The sequence below is a fragment of the Neorhizobium huautlense genome (assembly GCF_030811685.1).
Lineage (GTDB): Bacteria > Pseudomonadota > Alphaproteobacteria > Rhizobiales > Rhizobiaceae > Neorhizobium > Neorhizobium huautlense_A.
The window spans coordinates 36,493-53,948 of sequence record NZ_JAUSRF010000003.1 but is presented as its reverse complement, the minus strand read 5'-3'; the positions used below and the strand labels follow the sequence as shown (position 1 = coordinate 53,948).

Here is a 17,456-nt window from a genome sequence, read left to right as displayed (position 1 = left end):
TGATCATTTTCAGCCGCAGCTAAAAGGATCCCGCCCAGCCATCACCAGACACGATACAGTGTCTCGAAATCTCCGTAGAAACTCGGCTTGTTTAAGCGTGATCGAGGCCTAGTTGGCTTAACGACTGCGAAAAATCGAAAGCTTCGCCATGGATTTGCAGACGCGCCAGCCCACCTCTTCAGCCTTGGCTCAAAATCGGGCCGGGACGCGGCTGGCCAATGATGGGAAAAAGCAAGCGACAGAGGTCCTGCGCTATACCGGCATCCCGGTTCCATGGCGGCGATTTATCGTCCTGGTCCTGAACGTCGCCACGCTTATTGGAGTTGGCAGTGTGGTTTTCCGGCTTCTGTCACCCGGAGGCATCGATGCGGCAGAAGCCGTCATGCTGGGCGGCTTCCTCATCGCAGCCCCATGGACGGTTCTGGGCTTCTGGAATGCGGTGATCGGTCTCATCCTCCTGCATGGGCCGGGCGACCCGGCGCGCAGCGTCTATCCTTTCTATCCGCAGGGCAAAGGTACACAGCCCCGTCACCTGTCCTCGCAAACGGCGCTGACGGTGTTTTTGCGCAACGAGGATCCGCATCCGGTTTTCGCACGCCTGGAAGCCATGTCGCGCAGCCTCCGCGCTACCGGCCTCGACGGGCATTTTCGCTTTTTCGTGCTGAGCGACACGTCCGATCCACATGTCGCAATTGCGGAAGAACAGGCATTCACGCGGTTTTCGGCAGATCTGATCGAGCGGGGTGGCAATGTGCCGGTCTACCGCCGCCGCACTGTCAATACAGGCTTCAAGACCGGCAATATCCGTGATTTCCTGGAGGAATACGGCCACGCCTACGATTTCTTCCTGCCGCTGGACTCCGACAGTGTCATGTCTGGCGACGTGATCACGCGTCTTGTGGCAGCGATGGAAAGCCGCAGCGAAATCGGCCTGCTTCAGACCCTGGTGGTGGGCATGCCGGCAACGAGCGGCTTTGCGCGCATGTTCCAGTTCGGAATGCGCCACGGCATGCGCTCGTTTACCATGGGATCTGCCTGGTGGACGGCCGATTGTGGTGCATATTGGGGTCATAACGCGTTGATCCGCACGACGGCATTTCTGGCCCATTGCGAACTGCCGGTTCTTCCTGGTTCACCGCCGCTCGGGGGCCACATCCTCAGCCACGACCAGCTGGAAGCGGCCTTCTTGCGGCGCGGCGGTTACGAAGTTCGTGTCCTGCCTGTCGAGACGCGCAGTTTCGAGGCCAATCCGCCGACCCTGCCGGATTTCGCGCAGCGCGATCTGCGCTGGTGCCAGGGCAACATGCAATATTGGCGTTTCCTGTTCGAACCCGGCCTCAAGCCCGTCAGCCGTTTTCAGGTCTTGCAGGCGATATTGATGTATCTTGCCCCGCCAGCCTGGATATTGGCCACGTTCGCGGCGACCTACAAAGCCGTCTCGTCCGGCTTCGACAGCAGCTACATGCAGCTCGGCTTCTGGCTGTTCATCTCGATCTTCCTGCTGTCGATCGCGCCGAAACTCGCGGGCATGCTCGATGTGCTGCTGACGCGCGGCGCAGTCAGGAGTTATGGCGGCGGATTGCGGTTCGGGCTCTCGGCGATCATGGAAGTCCTCGCCTCCATGCTGATGGCGCCGATCATGGCCGTCTACGTCTCGATCTTCCTGATCGGCCTGTTGTTCGGACGGTCTGTCACCTGGAGCGGCCAGAACCGCGACCAGCTGGGAATCTCATTCCTGACGGCTGTGAGGACGATGGGTGTCCAGACAGTGATCGGGCTGTCCCTTGCCGTGATCATCTATTTCGGCTCAGGAGGATTGGCCCTGCTCTGGGCTTTGCCGGTTGTTGCCGGCCTTTGTCTCTCCATCCCGTTCACGATGGTGACGGCCTCGTCAGCCTTCGGCAGATGGTCGGCCCGAAAAGGCATGTTTGCCATTCCCGAAGAAGGGCATTTGCCGCGCGTGCTCAGCAGGCTGGTACCGAACGGTGCAAGGCGCTGGCGCCGCCCGATGCGTAATGCCGGCGAAGCGGCGCCGAATGTCGCAGCACAGACACAGACGGATGGACGCGCATGACCGGCACGCGCGCCCTTTGGCTGACGGATAAGGAGCAGGCAGAACTTCGCGGCGAAAACCTGCCGCCGCTTTGCGAAGGTCACGTGCGGATCGAAAGCCTGTTCGGGGCGATCAGCCGCGGTACGGAAGCACTGGTGTTTCGCGGCGCCGTTCCGCCAAGCGAATACGAAACCATGCAGGCACCCCTGCAACAGGGGCAGTTCCCCTTCCCCGTCAAATACGGGTATGCCGTGGTGGGCAGGATCATCGCCGGCCCGAACGAACGTCTGGGCCAGACGGTATTTTGCCTGCATCCGCACCAGAACGTCTTTGATGCGCCGATGGGCATGGCTGTTCCGGTGCCTGCTGCCGTGCCCCCATCAAGGGCGGTCCTCGCAGCAAACATGGAAACGGCCTTGAACGCGGTGTGGGATGGAGGCATCCTGCCCGGCGACAAGGTTGCGATCGTCGGCGGTGGGCTTGTCGGTCTGCTCGTCGCATATCTGGCCGCAAAAATTCCCGGCACCGACGTCACCATAATCGACGTGAATGAGAGCCGAAACGTTTTGTCCGGGGCATTCGGCTGCGGCTTTGCCACACCTTCCGAGGCCGAAGCAAAAGCCGGCGGCTGCGATATCGTTTTTCACACATCGGCCAGCGCCGCCGGGCTTGCCACGGCGATCGCCCTCGCCGGCTTCGAAGCCCGGATCATCGAGATGTCGTGGTATGGCGACCGCATGCCGGGCGTACCGCTGGGCGGTCGCTTCCACAGCCAGCGCCTTTCGATCATCGGTTCGCAGGTCGGGCATGTGCCACCATCCCGCCGTGCCCGCTGGCCTTTAGGCCGCCGCATGACCAAGGCGCTGGACCTGCTTGCCGACGACCGGCTCGACGCGCTGATGTCCGGCGAAACGGCATTTGCAGATCTCGACCGGAACTACGCATCAATCCTCGCCAATCCCGGCACGCTTTGCCACCGCATCCGTTACCGCTGAACCCGAAGGAAAAAGCATGTTTGCAGTAGAAGTCCGCGACCACATGATGATTGCCCACAGCCTCGCCCGGCCGGTCTTCGGCCCGGCCCAGGGCATGCATGGCGCGACCTTCGTGGTCGACGCCGCCTTCATGACCGAGGATCTCGACGAGGATGGTCTGGGTGTCGACATCGGTCTTGCGACGACGATCCTGAAGGAGACACTCGCCCCTCTAAACTACCAGAACCTCGATGAACTCGATGTCTTTCGCGGCAAGGTCACCACGACCGAAGTGCTGGCCAAGCATGTTTTCGACCAGTTGCGTGACCGCATCCTGTCGGGCGGGCTCGGAGCAGGCGGCGCGCGCATCAAGCGCCTGAAAATCACCCTGCACGAAAGCCATGTGGCACGCGCCTGGTACGAGGCGGCGATTTGAGCGGGGCAGCCGAAAACCGCCATCTGGTCTTCGCCATCCCCGGCGATCTGAACACGGCGAGCGGTGGTTATGGGTATGACCGCCGCATGATCGCCGAACTCCGCGCACTGGGCTGGACGGTCGACCATCTGCAATTGCCGGCCGGCTTTCCCGATCCGAGCGCGGCGGATCTCGCGCTGTCAGCCGGGCAATTGGCGGATCTGCCGGAAAACAGTCTCGTGCTTCTCGACGGGCTGGCATTCGGGGCGATGCCGCAGATCGCCTTGAACGAAAAACAGCGGCTGCGCATGGTCGCGCTTGTGCACCACCCTCTGGCGCTCGAAACCGGCATCACCGCCGAAACAGCGCAAAAGCTGACGGAAAGCGAAACGACGGCACTTGGTGCCACGCGCGGCGTGGTGGTGACCAGCCCGGCAACGGCGCGGACACTGGTCGCGGATTTTGGCGTTTCGGACGAGCATATCCACATCGCCCTGCCCGGAACGGAACAGGCGGCGCCGGCTGGGGGAAGTGCCGCTAGAACCGAATGCGACGGGCCGCTTATCCTCTCGGTCGGTTCGCTGACGCCGCGCAAAGATCACGCAACACTGGTATCGGCACTTGCGCAGCTTGCCGACAGGGCGTGGCAATGTCGCATCGTCGGCAGCGACAGGATGAACCCGCAATCGGCGGCGGCACTGCGGCAGCAGATCGCCAAGGCTGGTCTCGTTGACCGTATAGTCGTGACGGGTGAAGTCGAAGATGTAAGCGACGAATATGATCACGCCGATATCTTTGCGCTTGCCAGCCGCTACGAAGGTTTCGGCATGGCCTTCGCGGAGGCTATGGTGCGCGGCCTGCCGATCGTCGGTTGCCACGGTGGCGCCATTCCCGATCTCGTTGATCCACGAGCGGGCATTCTGGTCGAACCGGGAAATGTCACCCTCTTCGCCGATGCCTTGGCGCGACTGATCGACAACCCGCAGCAGCGAAGCGAGTTCGCCAATGGATCGCTCGCCACCGGACTGCGTCTGCCGGACTGGCCAAAAACGGCGGCGACACTCTCCGATTTTCTGAAAGGTATTTCATGAGCGGGTTTGATACACGCTGGCTCGATCTGCGCGAAAAGGCGGATCATGCCGCACGCGATGCAGGCCTGCTTGAAAAGGCGACCGCACATGCGGATGCCGGCGGCCAGACTGTCTCCGTTGTCGATCTCGGCTGCGGTACCGGCTCGACGATCCGGGCATTCTTGCCGGCTTCAACACGATGGCAATGGCACCTTGTCGACAATGACACTCGGCTTCTGGCCGAAGCCGCAAGCCGCCATAATGGCAATGTGCACCTGACCTGCATTCAGGCAGACCTCAGCGACCCCTCACTTGCGCTGTTCAGCCAAGCACGACTGGTGACGGCATCGGCACTGTTTGACCTCGTATCCGCCAGTTTTCTCCAGAGGCTGGTGACCTCGCTGGAAAAACCGGGATGCGGTTTGTACACGGCGCTGAACTATGACGGGCACTGTATCTGGGAGCATGCCCACGAGGCGGATGCTCGCATCGTGACAGCGTTTAATGCCCATCAAAGGCGCGACAAGGGTTTTGGGCCGGCACTTGGGCCTGTCGCGGAGGGCGTGTTGCGCGATATCCTCCAGACAGCCGGTTTTCGCGTCTGTGTTGCCAAAAGCCCCTGGCGGCTCGGAGCTTGTGAGGCCGAACTGCAACGGCAATTCATTTCCGGCCTCGCGACGGCCGCCGCCGAAACGGGATTGCTGGATCAGGCACTGGTGGAAGACTGGCGTAGCTATCGGCTCGATCATGCCGATAGCGCTTGCGAAGTCGGTCATTGGGACATGTTTGCCCTGCGCTGAGGGGATGGGCAGATACTGTTGCCGCCTATTCGGCGGCGATGCCGCTTGCCGGCTCCGATCGGAGATCGTGTGCTGCGTCGGCGCGAAAATCGCAGTCGAACAGGATGTCGCTCCCCAGATTATAGGTGGTCACCCGTGGGCGCAGCGCCTGCGACAAAACCTTGATCGGCGGCAGGCTCAGGCCCGGCAAGCCGGAGCCGACGATGATCGGCGAGATACAGACATGCAGACGATCCAGCAGCCCCTGACAGAGAAAATGCTCGATCGTCGTCGCGCCGCCCTCGATCAGGATATTGGCAAAACCTCTTGCCGTGAGTGCAGCTAAAATATCCGCCGGTTCCAGCTGGCCGGCTGCATTGCGCGGCAATGTGATCGTCTCGACATCGTCACGCGGGGCGGTGTCCTCCGCCTGAACGATGATCGTCTCCGCCTGGCCATTGAGCAGTTTCAGGCCGAGAGGGATACGGCCATTGGGATCGATGGCGACGCGCACAGGGTTCGGGCCACGCACATTGCGCACTGTCAGCCGGGGGTCGTCCGCCAACACGCAGCCGACGCCGACGACAACCGCATCGACAAGCGCGCGAATGCGGTGAAGGTGATCGAAACCGTCCTGCCCGGAAAGATCGCGGGCATCGCCATCGACGGTGGCAACGCGTCCATCAAGTGACTGGCCAACCTGCGCAATCACCATCGGCCTGCCGGTTCTTCGTGCAAGAGGAAGATAAAGCTCATGTGCCGCAACACCCGTCGAGCCAAGCCATTGCGAAGGTTTTCCTTGCCGCTCCTCCAGCAGAGCGCCCCAGGTTCGATCGCAAAGACGGGTGATATCCATGAGCCTGCTCCTTGAGACCTGCGGGCAGGCCGAAGATTTGCGTGTTGCCTTCAGCGCTATATGAAGCGGCAACCGGATCTCTCAAGCAAAGTGGCCGTGATTTCTTTCGGTTCACGGGGTGTTGTTTTCAGCGCGGTCGAACTTCGTCGTCCCGCACCATTCCTGCTCACTCCAACATCTGCGACATTTCCGCCTCGAATTCGCACCAAAGGAGTACCGCCCGCAGGCGGCACTCAGTGAATCATGGATAGGCGGTCCCGCCATCCGGCTTTCGGGTCACCTTGCGCTCCCAGTGAACATAGTCCTCCCTCTCGAGCACTTTTTCGTCGATCTCGATGCCCCAGCCGGGGCGATCCGGGCGCAGCTCCATATGGCCATCAACCGGCATGTAAGGATCGAGCGCCCAGGGCGCATGGACATGCGTCTTGAATTCGAGAACATGGAAATTCGGCTGCGCCGCGCAGAAATGCACGTTGACGGCGGTGGCGAGCGGCCCCATGGGATTATGCGGCGCGACCGTCACGTAATGGGCTTCCGCGATGGTTGCGATGCGGCGCATTTCCGAGACGCCACCGACCACGCAAATATCCGGCTGGATGATATCCGCCCCCTGGTTCGACAGCAGATTGAGGAACTCGAAACGGTTGTATAGCGACTCGCCGGTGGCGAGCGGCACGGTCACCTTCGACTTCAATTCTTTCCAGGCCGGAATATGCTCCGGGCGGATCGGCTCCTCGTAGAACATCGGATCATTCGGCGCGATCGCCGCTGCGAGCTGCACAGCCTTGTAAGGCTCGAAGATTTTCGCATGCGCATCGAAGGCGAACTCGAAATGCGATGGCGTGATCTCGCGGATGCGGCCAAACCAGTCGCCTGTCTCCTTCACCAGTTCTCCCCAACGCCCGGAATGAAGGTCGCGGCGGTAGGGGCTGAGCTTGAAGGCGGTATAACCGTAATCCGCGTTGAGCTTGAGGGTCTGGTCGAGCACCTGTTCGGGATCAGGTGCGGTATAGACGCCGCAATAGACCCGCACCCGATCACGCACACTGCCGCCGAGCAGCATGTAGACCGGCAGGCCCGCAGCCTTGCCAGCGATATCCCACAATGCGTGATCGATTGCGGAAATCGCGGCAAGACCGAGGGCTCCAGGAGGAAAGCGGCATTGCTGGTTGAGTTTCAGCACGAGGAATTCGACGCGGCGCGGGTCTTCCCCCTCGATCTGGTGAAAGAGGTAGTCGAGAAGCGGTGGCAGCGCCCAGTCGGGGCCGTGATTGTAACATTCACCCCAGCCGGAAATGCCTTCGCTCGTCTCGATCTTCAAAAGAAGGCGCGGGCGCTCGTCCACGCGCTGCATGTAGGTCTTGATACCGGTAATGTGCACGTCTTGTCTCCGATCAGGCAGCCAGCGCTTCGGCTTTGACACGATCGACGATGCCGCGAAGGATGTTTCGCTCCTCGTCGTTGAGCGCGACCACGCCTGGCAGTCGGACCGGTCCGACATCGGTGCCGAGCATGCCCAGCGCTTCCTTGACGACCGTTACATTCGCGCCGTTATTGTATTTCGTGCGCAACATCTCGAAGCCTGCAATACCGTCGATGAGCGCGCGGGCCTGGGCATAATCACCCGCTTCGAGCGCCTGGTGTACGGCATGGGAGCGTTCCGGAAAGACATTGACGAGGCCGGATGTGAAGCCGCGCGCACCCATGGCGTAAAAGGCCGGAGCCCAGCCTTCGGCGAGACCGCAGACCCAGATGGCAGGCGCATCCTGCGTGGAGCGAATGACCTCCGACAGCAGCATGAGGTTCGGCGATGCGAACTTGATGCCGGCGATGTTGGGATGAAGAGCGAGCTTTCGAAAATCGGCGACTGAGAAGCCGTCACTGCGGACATAAGCGATGACCGGCACCGTCGAAAAATCGGCCAGTTCGAGAAAATACCCGGCCTGATAGGATGGTCCGGCAAAGGGGTCCATCGGATGATGGCCCATGATCGCGTCGGCACCGGCTGCGATCGCATCTTTCGCAAGCACCTTGGCATCCGTCAGCGAGCGCCCCACAGCGGCACTGACCAGCGCCTTGCCATCCGCAGCCTCGATCGTCGCGGCATGCACCTCCCGCACTTCATCCATCGTCAGCGTAAAGAATTCGCCTGTATTGCCGGCAGCCATGAGGTTGTGCACCCGCGCCTGCGCCATTTTCTTGATCAGCGTCTTCAGCTTGGCGATATCGATAGAACCATCGCCCTTGTAGGGTGTCACCGGGACACCGGAAATTCCGGTTAGTGCCTTCCTGACGGTATTCATTTTATCACTCACGTCAGACCTCTCCCTTTTTCTTGAAAACGATGCTCAGATACGTGTCGCCGGATCGCACGACATGGTCGCGCATGGTCCGTTCCGCCTTGTCGGCGTCGCCTGCGGCGATCGCTTCGGCAATGGCGACATGTTCATCCAGCGCCTTTTGCCGTTCGGTCGGATCGAGATGAATGACGCGGCGAATGCTTGCGTCATAAAACTGCTGCCGTTCGATCAGCTTGGCGAGATATCCACATTGCGAACTTTTGTGGACGTGATCGTGAAACGTCTCGTTGAGCGCAATCAGACTGTCCGCATCGCCGGAAGCGGTCGCTTCCTTCATGCGAGTGGCGATCACCGAGAGTGCAGCCTTGCCCTTTTCATCGATACGTTTTGCCGCCAGATGCGCGATCATCGATTCCAGCGCGGCGCGGGCGAGAATCATTTCCTCCGCCCAGGACATGCTGAAGCGGATGACCACGCCGCGGCGCGGTAGCGCCTCCACCAGCCCTTCCGTCTCAAGCTGGCGCAACGCCTCCTTGATGGGGGTCGTGCTGACCCCGAACTGCTCGGCAAGATTACGTTCGTTGATCTTCTGGCCCGGCTGAAAACGCCCCGAGATGATGGCGCTGCGCATGGCGCGATGGACATGATCACGCACCGTCATCTGGAAGCTGGCGTCGATTTTTTCGAACTCGGCCTGACTTGATGAAGAGGGGTTGGCAGCGGTCATTTTCCGAAAATCCGTTGACGACGATCAATTTGTGTGAAACTTGATATATCAGATTTGAAATCCATGTCGATACTGAAATTTCGATATGGCGAGGTTGAGGAGCCTTGGGAGGCAGATATGAAGATGTTGAAACGTGCGCTGCTTGCGTGCGCCATGACGGCAACGGCCTTCGGCCCTGCGGCCATTGCGGCCACCCCGAAGGATGAGCTTGTCATCGCGATCACCATGACGACGATGCGCGGTCTCGATCCGCATGAGATCAACCAACTTGAGGCTGCGGAGGTGGTCGCGAACCTCTACGATCGCCTGATCGCCCTGCCGCCCGACAACATCACCGATCCCCAGCCATCCCTTGCGGAAAGCTGGACCATTTCCGAAGACGGCAAGACCTTCACCTTCAAGATCCAGCAGGGCGTGACCTTCCATTCGGGCAATCCGGTGACGGCGCACGATGTCGAATGGTCGCTGCATCGACTGGTCAAACTGGGCCTCGCCCCCTCCACGGATCTTCGCCAATGGGGTTTTTCGGCAAAGAACGTGGATGAACTGATCCGGGCAGAAGACGACCACACGCTGGTACTGCAGACACCGGAAGTCTGGAATCCCAATCTCATCCTCTATTCCCTCGCCAGCTATTCCACCTCCATCGTCGATGCCACGTTTCTCGCCGGCAAGGAAAAGGACGGCGACTGGGCACGCAACTATTTGCAGACGGCAGACGCGGGTTCCGGCCCCTATTCCCTCGTCACCTGGCGCTCCAACCAGTTGCTGATCGCCGATGCCTTCAAGGATTACTGGAAGGGCATGCCGGCAATGAAGCGCGTCTATATGGGACATGTGCCGGAATCGTCCGCGCAACGCCTGCAGATCGACGCCGGCGACGTTGACGTTGCCACGCGTCTGTCATCGACGGATCTTTCCGGCCTCGAAAGAGACGGCAAGGTGACTGTTCAGAAGGTGCCGGGCTTCGGGTTTTATTATCTGGCGCTGAACCAGAAGGACGAGATCCTTTCCAACCCCAAGGTTCGCGAGGCCTTCCGCTATCTCATCGATTATGACGGCCTGGCCAATTCCGTGATGAAATATTACGGCACCAAACAACAGACCATCATCCCCGCCGGTCTGCCCGGCGCATCGGACGAAATGCCGTACAAACTCGATGTCGACAAGGCCAAGCAACTGCTTGCCGAAGCGGGTTATCCGGACGGTTTCTCGAAGGTCTATTTTGCCCAGCCCGGCACGCCGGAATCCGAACTCGGCGTTTCGCTCCAGAACAGTGCCGCCAAGGCCGGCATCAAGCTCGACCTTCAGATCGGCGACCAGATCGGCAAATTCCGCTCGCGCCAGTTCGAATTGTTCTCGTCGCGCACCGGCGAGCGTCTGCCCGACCCGCATGCGGTCCTGCAATCCTACGCCACCAACGCAAACAATGCCGACGACGCAAAACTGTCCGGTCTGGTGGCCTGGCGATCCGCCTGGGACGTTCCGAAAGATATTCAGGACATGGTCATAGCGGCCGCCCACGAGACCGATGCGGAAAAACGCGACGCGCTTTATGCACGGATCAACGAAACCTATCTGCGCGCATCACCCGCACTCGTCACCTCTTTCCAGCGCACCGACCCGAAAGCGGTCCGCCATGAAGTGAAAGGATATGTCGGCCATCCGACATGGCTGACCCGCTGGGACACGGTGACCAAGTCCGAGTGACCTCATAAATTTCAAGGATAGCGGTATGAGCATTATCCAGACCTCAGAACCCTCTGCGCCCCGAAAGTCCGCGCTTCCAAAAGCTGCGGGCAAGGTCGCGACATCGTTCGTGGTGATCCTGACGACCTTGCTGGGCCTGATGATGATCACCTTTACAGTCGGCCGCATGGTTCCTGCCGATCCCGTCATCGCGGTGATCGGCGATCAGGCGGATCAAGCCACCTATGATCGCGTTTACAAGGAAATGGGGCTGGACAGGCCGATCTATGTCCAGTTCGCCGGTTATCTCAGCGATGTCGTCCGTCTGGATTTCGGCCAGTCGATCATCACCAAGCAACCCGTCTCAACGGATCTCGCACGCGTCTTTCCCGCCACCATCGAGTTGGCGACGCTGGCAACGATCATCGGCGCAGGGCTGGGCATTCCGCTTGGCGTCATCGCCGCCGTGCGCAAGGGGACATGGGTCGACCATGTTGCTCGCGTTGTCGGGCTTCTCGGCTATTCGACACCGATCTTCTGGCTCGGCACGATCGTCATCCTGGTTTTCTACGCTCACCTCGGCGCCATTCCGCCCGGTGGACGCATCTATCTTTATGACGAAGGCATCGTGCAGGCACGCACGAACTTCATCCTGATCGATGCCGCTCTTGGTGGCCATTGGGATGTGTTTCGCAGTGCGCTGCATCACATCATCGCACCGGCCGTCATCCTCGGTTATGCGTCGATGGCCTATCTCAGCCGCATGACACGCAGCTTCATGCTGGAACAGATGCGTCAGGAATACATCCTGACCGCACGTGCCAAAGGACTAGGTCAGCGTCCGATCGTCTGGCGGCATGCGTTTCGCAACATCCGCGTCCAGCTTCTGACCGTTATCGCACTTGCCTATTGCGGCCTGCTGGACGGTACGGTGCTGATCGAGACGGTTTTCGCTTGGCCCGGACTCGGCTCCTATCTCACCTCGGCGCTGTTCTTCGCCGATATGAACGCCGTGCTCGGAAGCGTGCTTTTGATCGGCATCATATCGATCGCGATCAACCTTCTGTCCGACATCGTCTATCGCTTCATCGATCCGAGGACCCGCTAAATGGCAAAGTCCGGCACTTTCTCAAATCTGCATGACTGGCTGATCAGCGAGGACTTCACCTCGGCGCGTCAGGCAAGACTGCACACCGTCTATCTCGGCTGGTTGAGCCTCGTTGCGAATCCCCTTGCTTTCGCGGGTTTTGCCGTCGTCCTCCTGCTCGTCATCGTCGCAGCGTTTGCTCCAATGATCGCGATCCACGACCCCTTCGCGCAGGATTTCGCGATGGCGCTTCAGGCTCCGTCCGCGGCGCACTGGTTCGGCACCGACGAATTCGGGCGCGATGTCTTCTCGCGCCTGATCTACGGCGCACGGACAACGCTCTATATCACTATCCTCGTCACGGTCATCGTCGCGCCAATCGGCTTTGTCATCGGCGCCACCGCCGGTTATCTCGGCGGCTGGGTAGATGTCGTGCTGATGCGCATCACCGACATCTTTCTCTCCTTCCCGAGCCTCGTCCTGGCGCTGGCTTTTTCGGCAGCGCTTGGCCCCGGCATCGAAAACGCGGTCATTGCCATCGCGCTCACCGTCTGGCCGCCGATCGCGCGTCTGGCGCGTGCCGAAACGCTGACCTTCCGCAATGCCGATTTCGTCATCGCCGCCGAACTTCAGGGCGCCGGCACCGGACGCATTCTCCTGCGCCACATCGTGCCGCTTTGCGCACCATCGATCATTGTGCGTCTCACGCTCAACATGTCGAGCATCATCCTGACGGCTGCCGGCCTCGGCTTCCTTGGGCTTGGAGCTCAGCCGCCGATGGCAGAATGGGGCGCGATGGCCGCATCCGGCCGCCAATATCTGCTCGACGCATGGTGGCTGACAACGGTTCCAGGCATTGCGATCCTGACCGTCAGCCTTGCCTTCAACCTGCTCGGCGACGGGCTGCGCGACATCATGGATCCCCGCAATGGCTAACACATCCGATACCATTCTGACGGTCGAAAACATGTCCGTCGAGTTCCCGACGCTCTCCGGCGTCACCACCGCCGTGCGCGACGTATCCTTCACCGTTGGCCGCGAAAAGATCGGCATCATCGGTGAATCCGGTTCCGGCAAGAGCACGACCGGCCGCGCTATCATGCGGCTGCAACCGCCGCAGGCGATCGTCAAGGCCAACCGCATGCAGTTCGAGGATATCGATCTTTTGACGGCGAGCGAAGAGGAGATGCGCTCCATTCGCGGACGGCGCATCGCCATGATCCTGCAGGACCCGAAATATTCGCTGAACCCGGTGATGACGGTGGGCGAGCAGATTTCCGAAACGGTGATCCTGCACGAACGCGCCACGTCGCAGGAGGCGCGCAGCCGCACGCTTGCCATGCTGGAACGCGTCAACATCCGCGATCCGGAACGCGTCTTCGATCTTTATCCGCATGAGGTGTCCGGCGGCATGGGCCAGCGCATCATGATCTCGATGATGCTGATCGCCCAGCCATCGCTGATCATCGCCGACGAGCCGACTTCCGCGCTCGACGTGACGGTGCGCCAGCAGGTTCTGTCGATCCTCGACGACCTCGTGGTGGAGCGCAATATCGGCCTGATCTTCATCAGCCACGACCTCAATCTCGTGCGCAGTTTCTGCGACCGCGTCATCATCATGTATGCCGGACGTGTCGTCGAAACGATCGCCGCCGCCGATCTCGATCAGGCGCAACATCCCTATACGCGCGGTCTTCTCAACGCTCTTCCAAGCCTCGACCATCCGAAGGACAGGCTGGAAGTGCTGCGGCGTGACCCCGCATGGCTGGAGAACTGAACATGTCCATGATCAAGGCCCATCATCTGGCCGCTTCTTACGGCCACGGCGACACCGCCCTCAAAGTCGTCAAGGACGTCTCCTTCGAGGTGCAGAAAGGCGAAACCTTCGGCCTCGTCGGTGAAAGTGGTTGCGGTAAGTCCACCATTCTGGGGGCGCTTGCCGGGCGCAACAAACAATGGACCGGCTCGATAGAGATCGATGGCGAGACCATCGGCCAGAAACGCACTCGTGCGCAACTCGCCAAGCAGCAACTGGTGTTTCAGGATCCGTTCGGCTCCATCCATCCACGCCACACAATCGGCCGCACTCTCCTGGAGCCGCTGGAAATCCACGGCAAGGACCGCCGGCAGGAGCGCATCGAAAAGGTGCTGACCGATGTCGGCCTGCCGCTGAATTTCCGCTACCGTTATCCGCACCAGCTTTCCGGCGGCCAACGGCAGCGCGTGGCCATTGCCCGCGCCCTCATCCTTGAACCGAAAATCCTGCTGCTGGACGAGCCGACCTCTGCCCTCGACGTGTCAATTCAGGCGGAAATCCTCAATCTGCTCAAGGATCTTCGACAGCGCGAGCAACTGACCTATATCCTCGTCAGCCACGATCTCGCAGTGGTCGCGCATCTGTGCGATCGGGTGGCCATGATGCAGAGCGGCGGCTTCGTCGAGATTGCCACACGACAGCAACTGCTCGAAAATACCGTGGAGCACGCCTACACGCGCATCCTGATGGATGGCAGCCGCGGCTATGTGAGCGAGAGACGGAACAATAAGGGAGAGGCATTGCCCGTATAGTTTTTTTTCAACGCGCCCGAACATGACGAGCGTGCTCAGAATTTCAAACAGCCGAGACAGATATGATCCAGAACCCTATTCTTCCCGGTTTCCACCCGGACCCTTCCATCTGCAGGGTCGGCGATGATTATTACATCGCCACCTCCACATTCGAATGGTATCCGGGCGTTCAGATCTACCACTCACGCGACCTTCGGACCTGGAACCTGGTGAACCGGCCTCTCGACAGGGCGGAACAGCTTGATTTGCGCGGCGTGCAGGATTCGTGTGGCGTATGGGCGCCGTGCCTGACACATGCAGACGGTCGCTTCTGGCTGATTTACACGGACATGAAACGCCGATCCGGCTCCTTCAAGGACTGCCACAACTACCTCGTGACCTCCAACACGATTACCGGACCGTGGTCCGCCCCGATCTATCTCAACTCCTCGGGTTTCGATCCCTCGCTCTTTCACGACGAGAATGGCCGAAAATGGCTGGTGAACCTGACATGGGATTATCGTCGTCGGCCATCAGCCTTCGGCGGCATCGTTCTTCAGGAATACGACCACGGCCAAGGCAAGCTGGTTGGTCCGGTTACCAACATTTTCCGCGGATCCGCACATGGTCTGGCGGAGGGCCCGCATCTCTACCAGCGTGATGGATGGTATCATCTTCTGGTCGCCGAGGGCGGCACCGGCATGCGCCATGCCGTGACGATGGCGCGCGCACGCGATCTGACGGGACCGTATGAGCTGCACCCCGACACCCACGTCGTCACCAGCCGCTTTCATCCGGACGCGACGCTGCAACGCGCCGGTCATGGCGATATCGTCGAAACGCCGGCGGGTGAGACGTATATGGTGCACCTCTGCAGCCGTCCGTTGCCGGGCATAAGGCGCTCTGTTCTTGGTCGCGAAACTGCCATTCAGAAATGCAAGTGGGGTGATGATGGCTGGCTGAGGCTTGAGGGAAAGCCCTTGCTGCCACAGGAACGCATCCCGATGCCGAAGGGCGTCGATGCGGCCGATCCTACCGCGCGAACCAAGCGCTATACATTCGCGTCCACTGCGGGGTTGCCGGCCGATTTCCAATGGCTGCGAACGCCGTATCCGGAACGCCTGTTCTCCCTTCAGGCGCGACCAGGTCACCTCAGGCTGACAGGACGAGAAGCGATTGGCTCTTCATTCGAGCAATCCCTTGTGGCACGGCGTCAGACGGACTTTGATTTCGATGCGGAAACGGAAGTGGACGCAAAGCCCACCAGCTATCATCAGATGGCCGGACTGGTCGCGTATTACAGCAGCTTTTCCTATCACTATCTTTGCCTGACGCATGACGAAACGGCTGGTCGTGTGCTGCAGATCCTGTCCTGCGCCGGCGGTTGGCCAAAAGGCATGGCGGATGTGGTGCTGGAGGAGCCGGTGTCCGTGCCTGATGGTCCCGTGCGCATGAAACTGGAAGTGAGAGGGGCGGCAGGGCGCTTCTATTTCTGGAAAGATGATGATTGGGCAAGGATCGGTCCGGTACTGGACCATTCCGTCCTTTCGGATGAAGGTGGCGAAGGGGAGCATGCCAATTTTACCGGCGCGTTTGTCGGCATGTCCGCCAATGACACAAGCGGGCAGGCCATGGCCGCCGACTTCTCCTGCTTCATCTATCGCGTGAAAGAAGAGCAAGGGATATGATGGCAAGCCGATCCTGAAGCAAATCGGAGATCAAGACGGCAAGAGAGTTGGCCGAGCCGATAGCGGTTTATGAAACCGTTCGACAAGTTGGCCGATCGCCAGATCTCTCGCCAGCAGGCAAGCACCCAGAACGGTCGCCTCGGCACCCTTTTGCGATATCTCCAGTTGCGTGTCCTGATTTCGGCTCTGGAATTCATCGAGGATGATCCGGGCAAAGGCCTCGTTGCGGGTGAGACCGCCGCCCAGAACGATGATCTCGGGATCGAGAATGGTCGCCGCGGCGGCCGCAAGGCGACCGAGCGCCACGCCGTGTTCCGCCATCAACATCCGTGCCGTCTCATCACCGCCGGCCGCGAGCAGAAAAAGCGCTTCGGGCGAGGCGGGTATACGATCGCCTGCGAAGGCCCCGGACACCGACTGCATGAGCCCGAACGAACCATATCTGCGTTCAATGGCATCGACCCCGGAAACAACGTCGTTTCTCCAGGACAGAGGTATCTGTGCAAGCTCACCGCTACCGCCCTGCCCGCCCCTGATCAGCGCACCATCCGCAAAAAATCCAAGACCGATACCGACGCCGATCTGCATATAGGCCGCATCATCATGCCCGCGCATGCGCCCGTCCTGATGTTCGGCAACTGCGGCACAATTGACGTTGTTTTCCAACAGAAACGGAATGTTGCGCGGCAAATGCGATGCCGCCACGAACATTTCGGCAATTTCAAGCGCCAGTGGACGCGGTTTGCCCTCGCGCAGCAGTTGGCGCGGCACGACCTGGTTGAGCGCAAGCGCGACCGCGAGCGGCGGCGTTTTTATCGTCTTCAGCGCGGCAGAGTTCGCAACCAGCTGTCCCGCCAGCCCACCGAGCTTTTCCGCCCCTCCCTCGTGCTTGCGGCTTTCATGCGCCAGAATGCGCCCGTTGAGTAGACGGGCGGAAAAACTGACCTGAGTCGAACCGATATCGACACCCAGAATCCAGCCGGAATCATCGCTCACGCCATAGACGATCGTGGCACGGCCGCGCGCGCCCTGCTCGCGGCGCAACTCGCAGACCATGGATTTGGCCGTCAGCTCCGCCAGCGCCACGGTTACCGTCGGAAAACTCAACCCGGCGGTCTCGGCAAGCAGTTTTCGTGTCGCCTCGCCCACATCCAGAAGATGCGAGAAAACCAGCTGCGCCACTTCCGAGAGGGCACGATCCGCAGCAGCGCTCATTAATTTCTCCATCAAATCACACCCTTGTGTAACCGACACGGGGATTTCGCAAAAGA

General features: G+C 60.3%; 16 protein-coding genes. 11 read left to right on the top strand and 5 right to left on the bottom strand.

Annotation, left to right across the window (positions count from 1 at the left end; all coding sequences use genetic code 11):
- Positions 1 to 148: 148 nt before the first annotated feature.
- The 5 genes from mdoH to J2T09_RS05000 are packed head-to-tail and all read left to right on the top strand — an operon-like array spanning position 149 to position 5,312.
- Positions 149 to 2,074: a glucans biosynthesis glucosyltransferase MdoH gene (mdoH, locus tag J2T09_RS05020; protein WP_306831807.1), complete on the top strand. Its 1,926-nt coding sequence runs from the start codon at positions 149 to 151 to the stop codon at positions 2,072 to 2,074.
- Complete coding sequence (locus tag J2T09_RS05015; RefSeq protein WP_306831804.1) at positions 2,071 to 3,048, top strand: zinc-dependent alcohol dehydrogenase; 978 nt, start codon at positions 2,071 to 2,073, stop codon at positions 3,046 to 3,048. Before mdoH ends, J2T09_RS05015 begins: the two co-directional genes overlap by 4 nt.
- 16 nt (positions 3,049 to 3,064) lie before the next feature.
- Positions 3,065 to 3,463 (top strand): 6-pyruvoyl trahydropterin synthase family protein, encoded by a 399-nt coding sequence (locus J2T09_RS05010; RefSeq protein ID WP_306831802.1) that lies wholly within the window; start codon positions 3,065 to 3,067, stop codon positions 3,461 to 3,463.
- The gene (locus tag J2T09_RS05005) at positions 3,460 to 4,533 is read left to right on the top strand and encodes a glycosyltransferase family 4 protein (RefSeq protein ID WP_306831800.1); all 1,074 of its coding nucleotides are present in this window, start codon (positions 3,460 to 3,462) and stop codon (positions 4,531 to 4,533) included. Before J2T09_RS05010 ends, J2T09_RS05005 begins: the two co-directional genes overlap by 4 nt.
- Positions 4,530 to 5,312, top strand: a complete 783-nt coding sequence (locus tag J2T09_RS05000) for a class I SAM-dependent methyltransferase (RefSeq protein ID WP_306831798.1) — start codon at positions 4,530 to 4,532, stop codon at positions 5,310 to 5,312. The genes J2T09_RS05005 and J2T09_RS05000 overlap by 4 nt, the downstream gene beginning before the upstream one ends.
- Positions 5,313 to 5,337: 25 nt before the next feature.
- On the opposite strand, the gene J2T09_RS04995 is transcribed toward J2T09_RS05000, so the two are convergent.
- The 4 genes from J2T09_RS04995 to J2T09_RS04980 form a co-directional block, all read right to left on the bottom strand.
- The gene (locus J2T09_RS04995; RefSeq protein WP_306831796.1) at positions 5,338 to 6,147 is read right to left on the bottom strand and encodes a RibD family protein; all 810 of its coding nucleotides are present in this window, start codon (positions 6,145 to 6,147) and stop codon (positions 5,338 to 5,340) included.
- A 241-nt stretch (positions 6,148 to 6,388) separates the two neighbouring features.
- Positions 6,389 to 7,528, bottom strand: a complete 1,140-nt coding sequence (locus J2T09_RS04990; protein ID WP_306831794.1) for a mandelate racemase/muconate lactonizing enzyme family protein — start codon at positions 7,526 to 7,528, stop codon at positions 6,389 to 6,391.
- A 13-nt stretch (positions 7,529 to 7,541) separates the two neighbouring features.
- The gene (locus J2T09_RS04985; protein ID WP_306832418.1) at positions 7,542 to 8,450 is read right to left on the bottom strand and encodes a dihydrodipicolinate synthase family protein; all 909 of its coding nucleotides are present in this window, start codon (positions 8,448 to 8,450) and stop codon (positions 7,542 to 7,544) included.
- Positions 8,451 to 8,463: 13 nt separating this feature from the next.
- The gene (locus tag J2T09_RS04980) at positions 8,464 to 9,174 is read right to left on the bottom strand and encodes a GntR family transcriptional regulator (RefSeq protein WP_306831792.1); all 711 of its coding nucleotides are present in this window, start codon (positions 9,172 to 9,174) and stop codon (positions 8,464 to 8,466) included.
- 117 nt (positions 9,175 to 9,291) lie between these two features.
- Between J2T09_RS04980 and J2T09_RS04975 the strand changes: the two genes are divergently transcribed.
- The 6 genes from J2T09_RS04975 (at position 9,292) to J2T09_RS04950 (ending at position 16,185) form a co-directional block, all read left to right on the top strand.
- On the top strand, positions 9,292 to 10,884 hold the full coding sequence (locus tag J2T09_RS04975) for an ABC transporter substrate-binding protein (protein ID WP_306831790.1): 1,593 nt from the start codon (positions 9,292 to 9,294) through the stop codon (positions 10,882 to 10,884).
- A 25-nt stretch (positions 10,885 to 10,909) separates the two neighbouring features.
- Positions 10,910 to 11,971 carry an ABC transporter permease gene (locus tag J2T09_RS04970; RefSeq protein ID WP_306831787.1) on the top strand — a complete coding sequence of 354 codons (1,062 nt, stop codon included), beginning with the start codon at positions 10,910 to 10,912 and terminating at the stop codon, positions 11,969 to 11,971.
- Positions 11,972 to 12,886 carry an ABC transporter permease gene (locus J2T09_RS04965; RefSeq protein ID WP_306831786.1) on the top strand — a complete coding sequence of 305 codons (915 nt, stop codon included), beginning with the start codon at positions 11,972 to 11,974 and terminating at the stop codon, positions 12,884 to 12,886.
- A complete protein-coding gene (locus J2T09_RS04960) occupies positions 12,879 to 13,727 on the top strand; it encodes an ABC transporter ATP-binding protein (protein ID WP_306831783.1) in 849 nt (282 codons plus the stop codon). The genes J2T09_RS04965 and J2T09_RS04960 overlap by 8 nt, the downstream gene beginning before the upstream one ends.
- A gap of 2 nt (positions 13,728 to 13,729) precedes the next feature.
- Entirely contained in the window at positions 13,730 to 14,518 is a 789-nt protein-coding gene (locus J2T09_RS04955; protein WP_306831781.1) for an ABC transporter ATP-binding protein, read from the top strand.
- Between the two features lie 62 nt (positions 14,519 to 14,580).
- Positions 14,581 to 16,185 (top strand): glycoside hydrolase family 43 protein, encoded by a 1,605-nt coding sequence (locus tag J2T09_RS04950; RefSeq protein WP_306831779.1) that lies wholly within the window; start codon positions 14,581 to 14,583, stop codon positions 16,183 to 16,185.
- A gap of 30 nt (positions 16,186 to 16,215) precedes the next feature.
- Here the strand turns inward: J2T09_RS04950 and J2T09_RS04945 are convergent, their stop codons facing one another.
- A complete protein-coding gene (locus tag J2T09_RS04945; protein ID WP_306831776.1) occupies positions 16,216 to 17,400 on the bottom strand; it encodes an ROK family protein in 1,185 nt (394 codons plus the stop codon).
- Between the last annotated feature and the right edge of the window lie 56 nt (positions 17,401 to 17,456).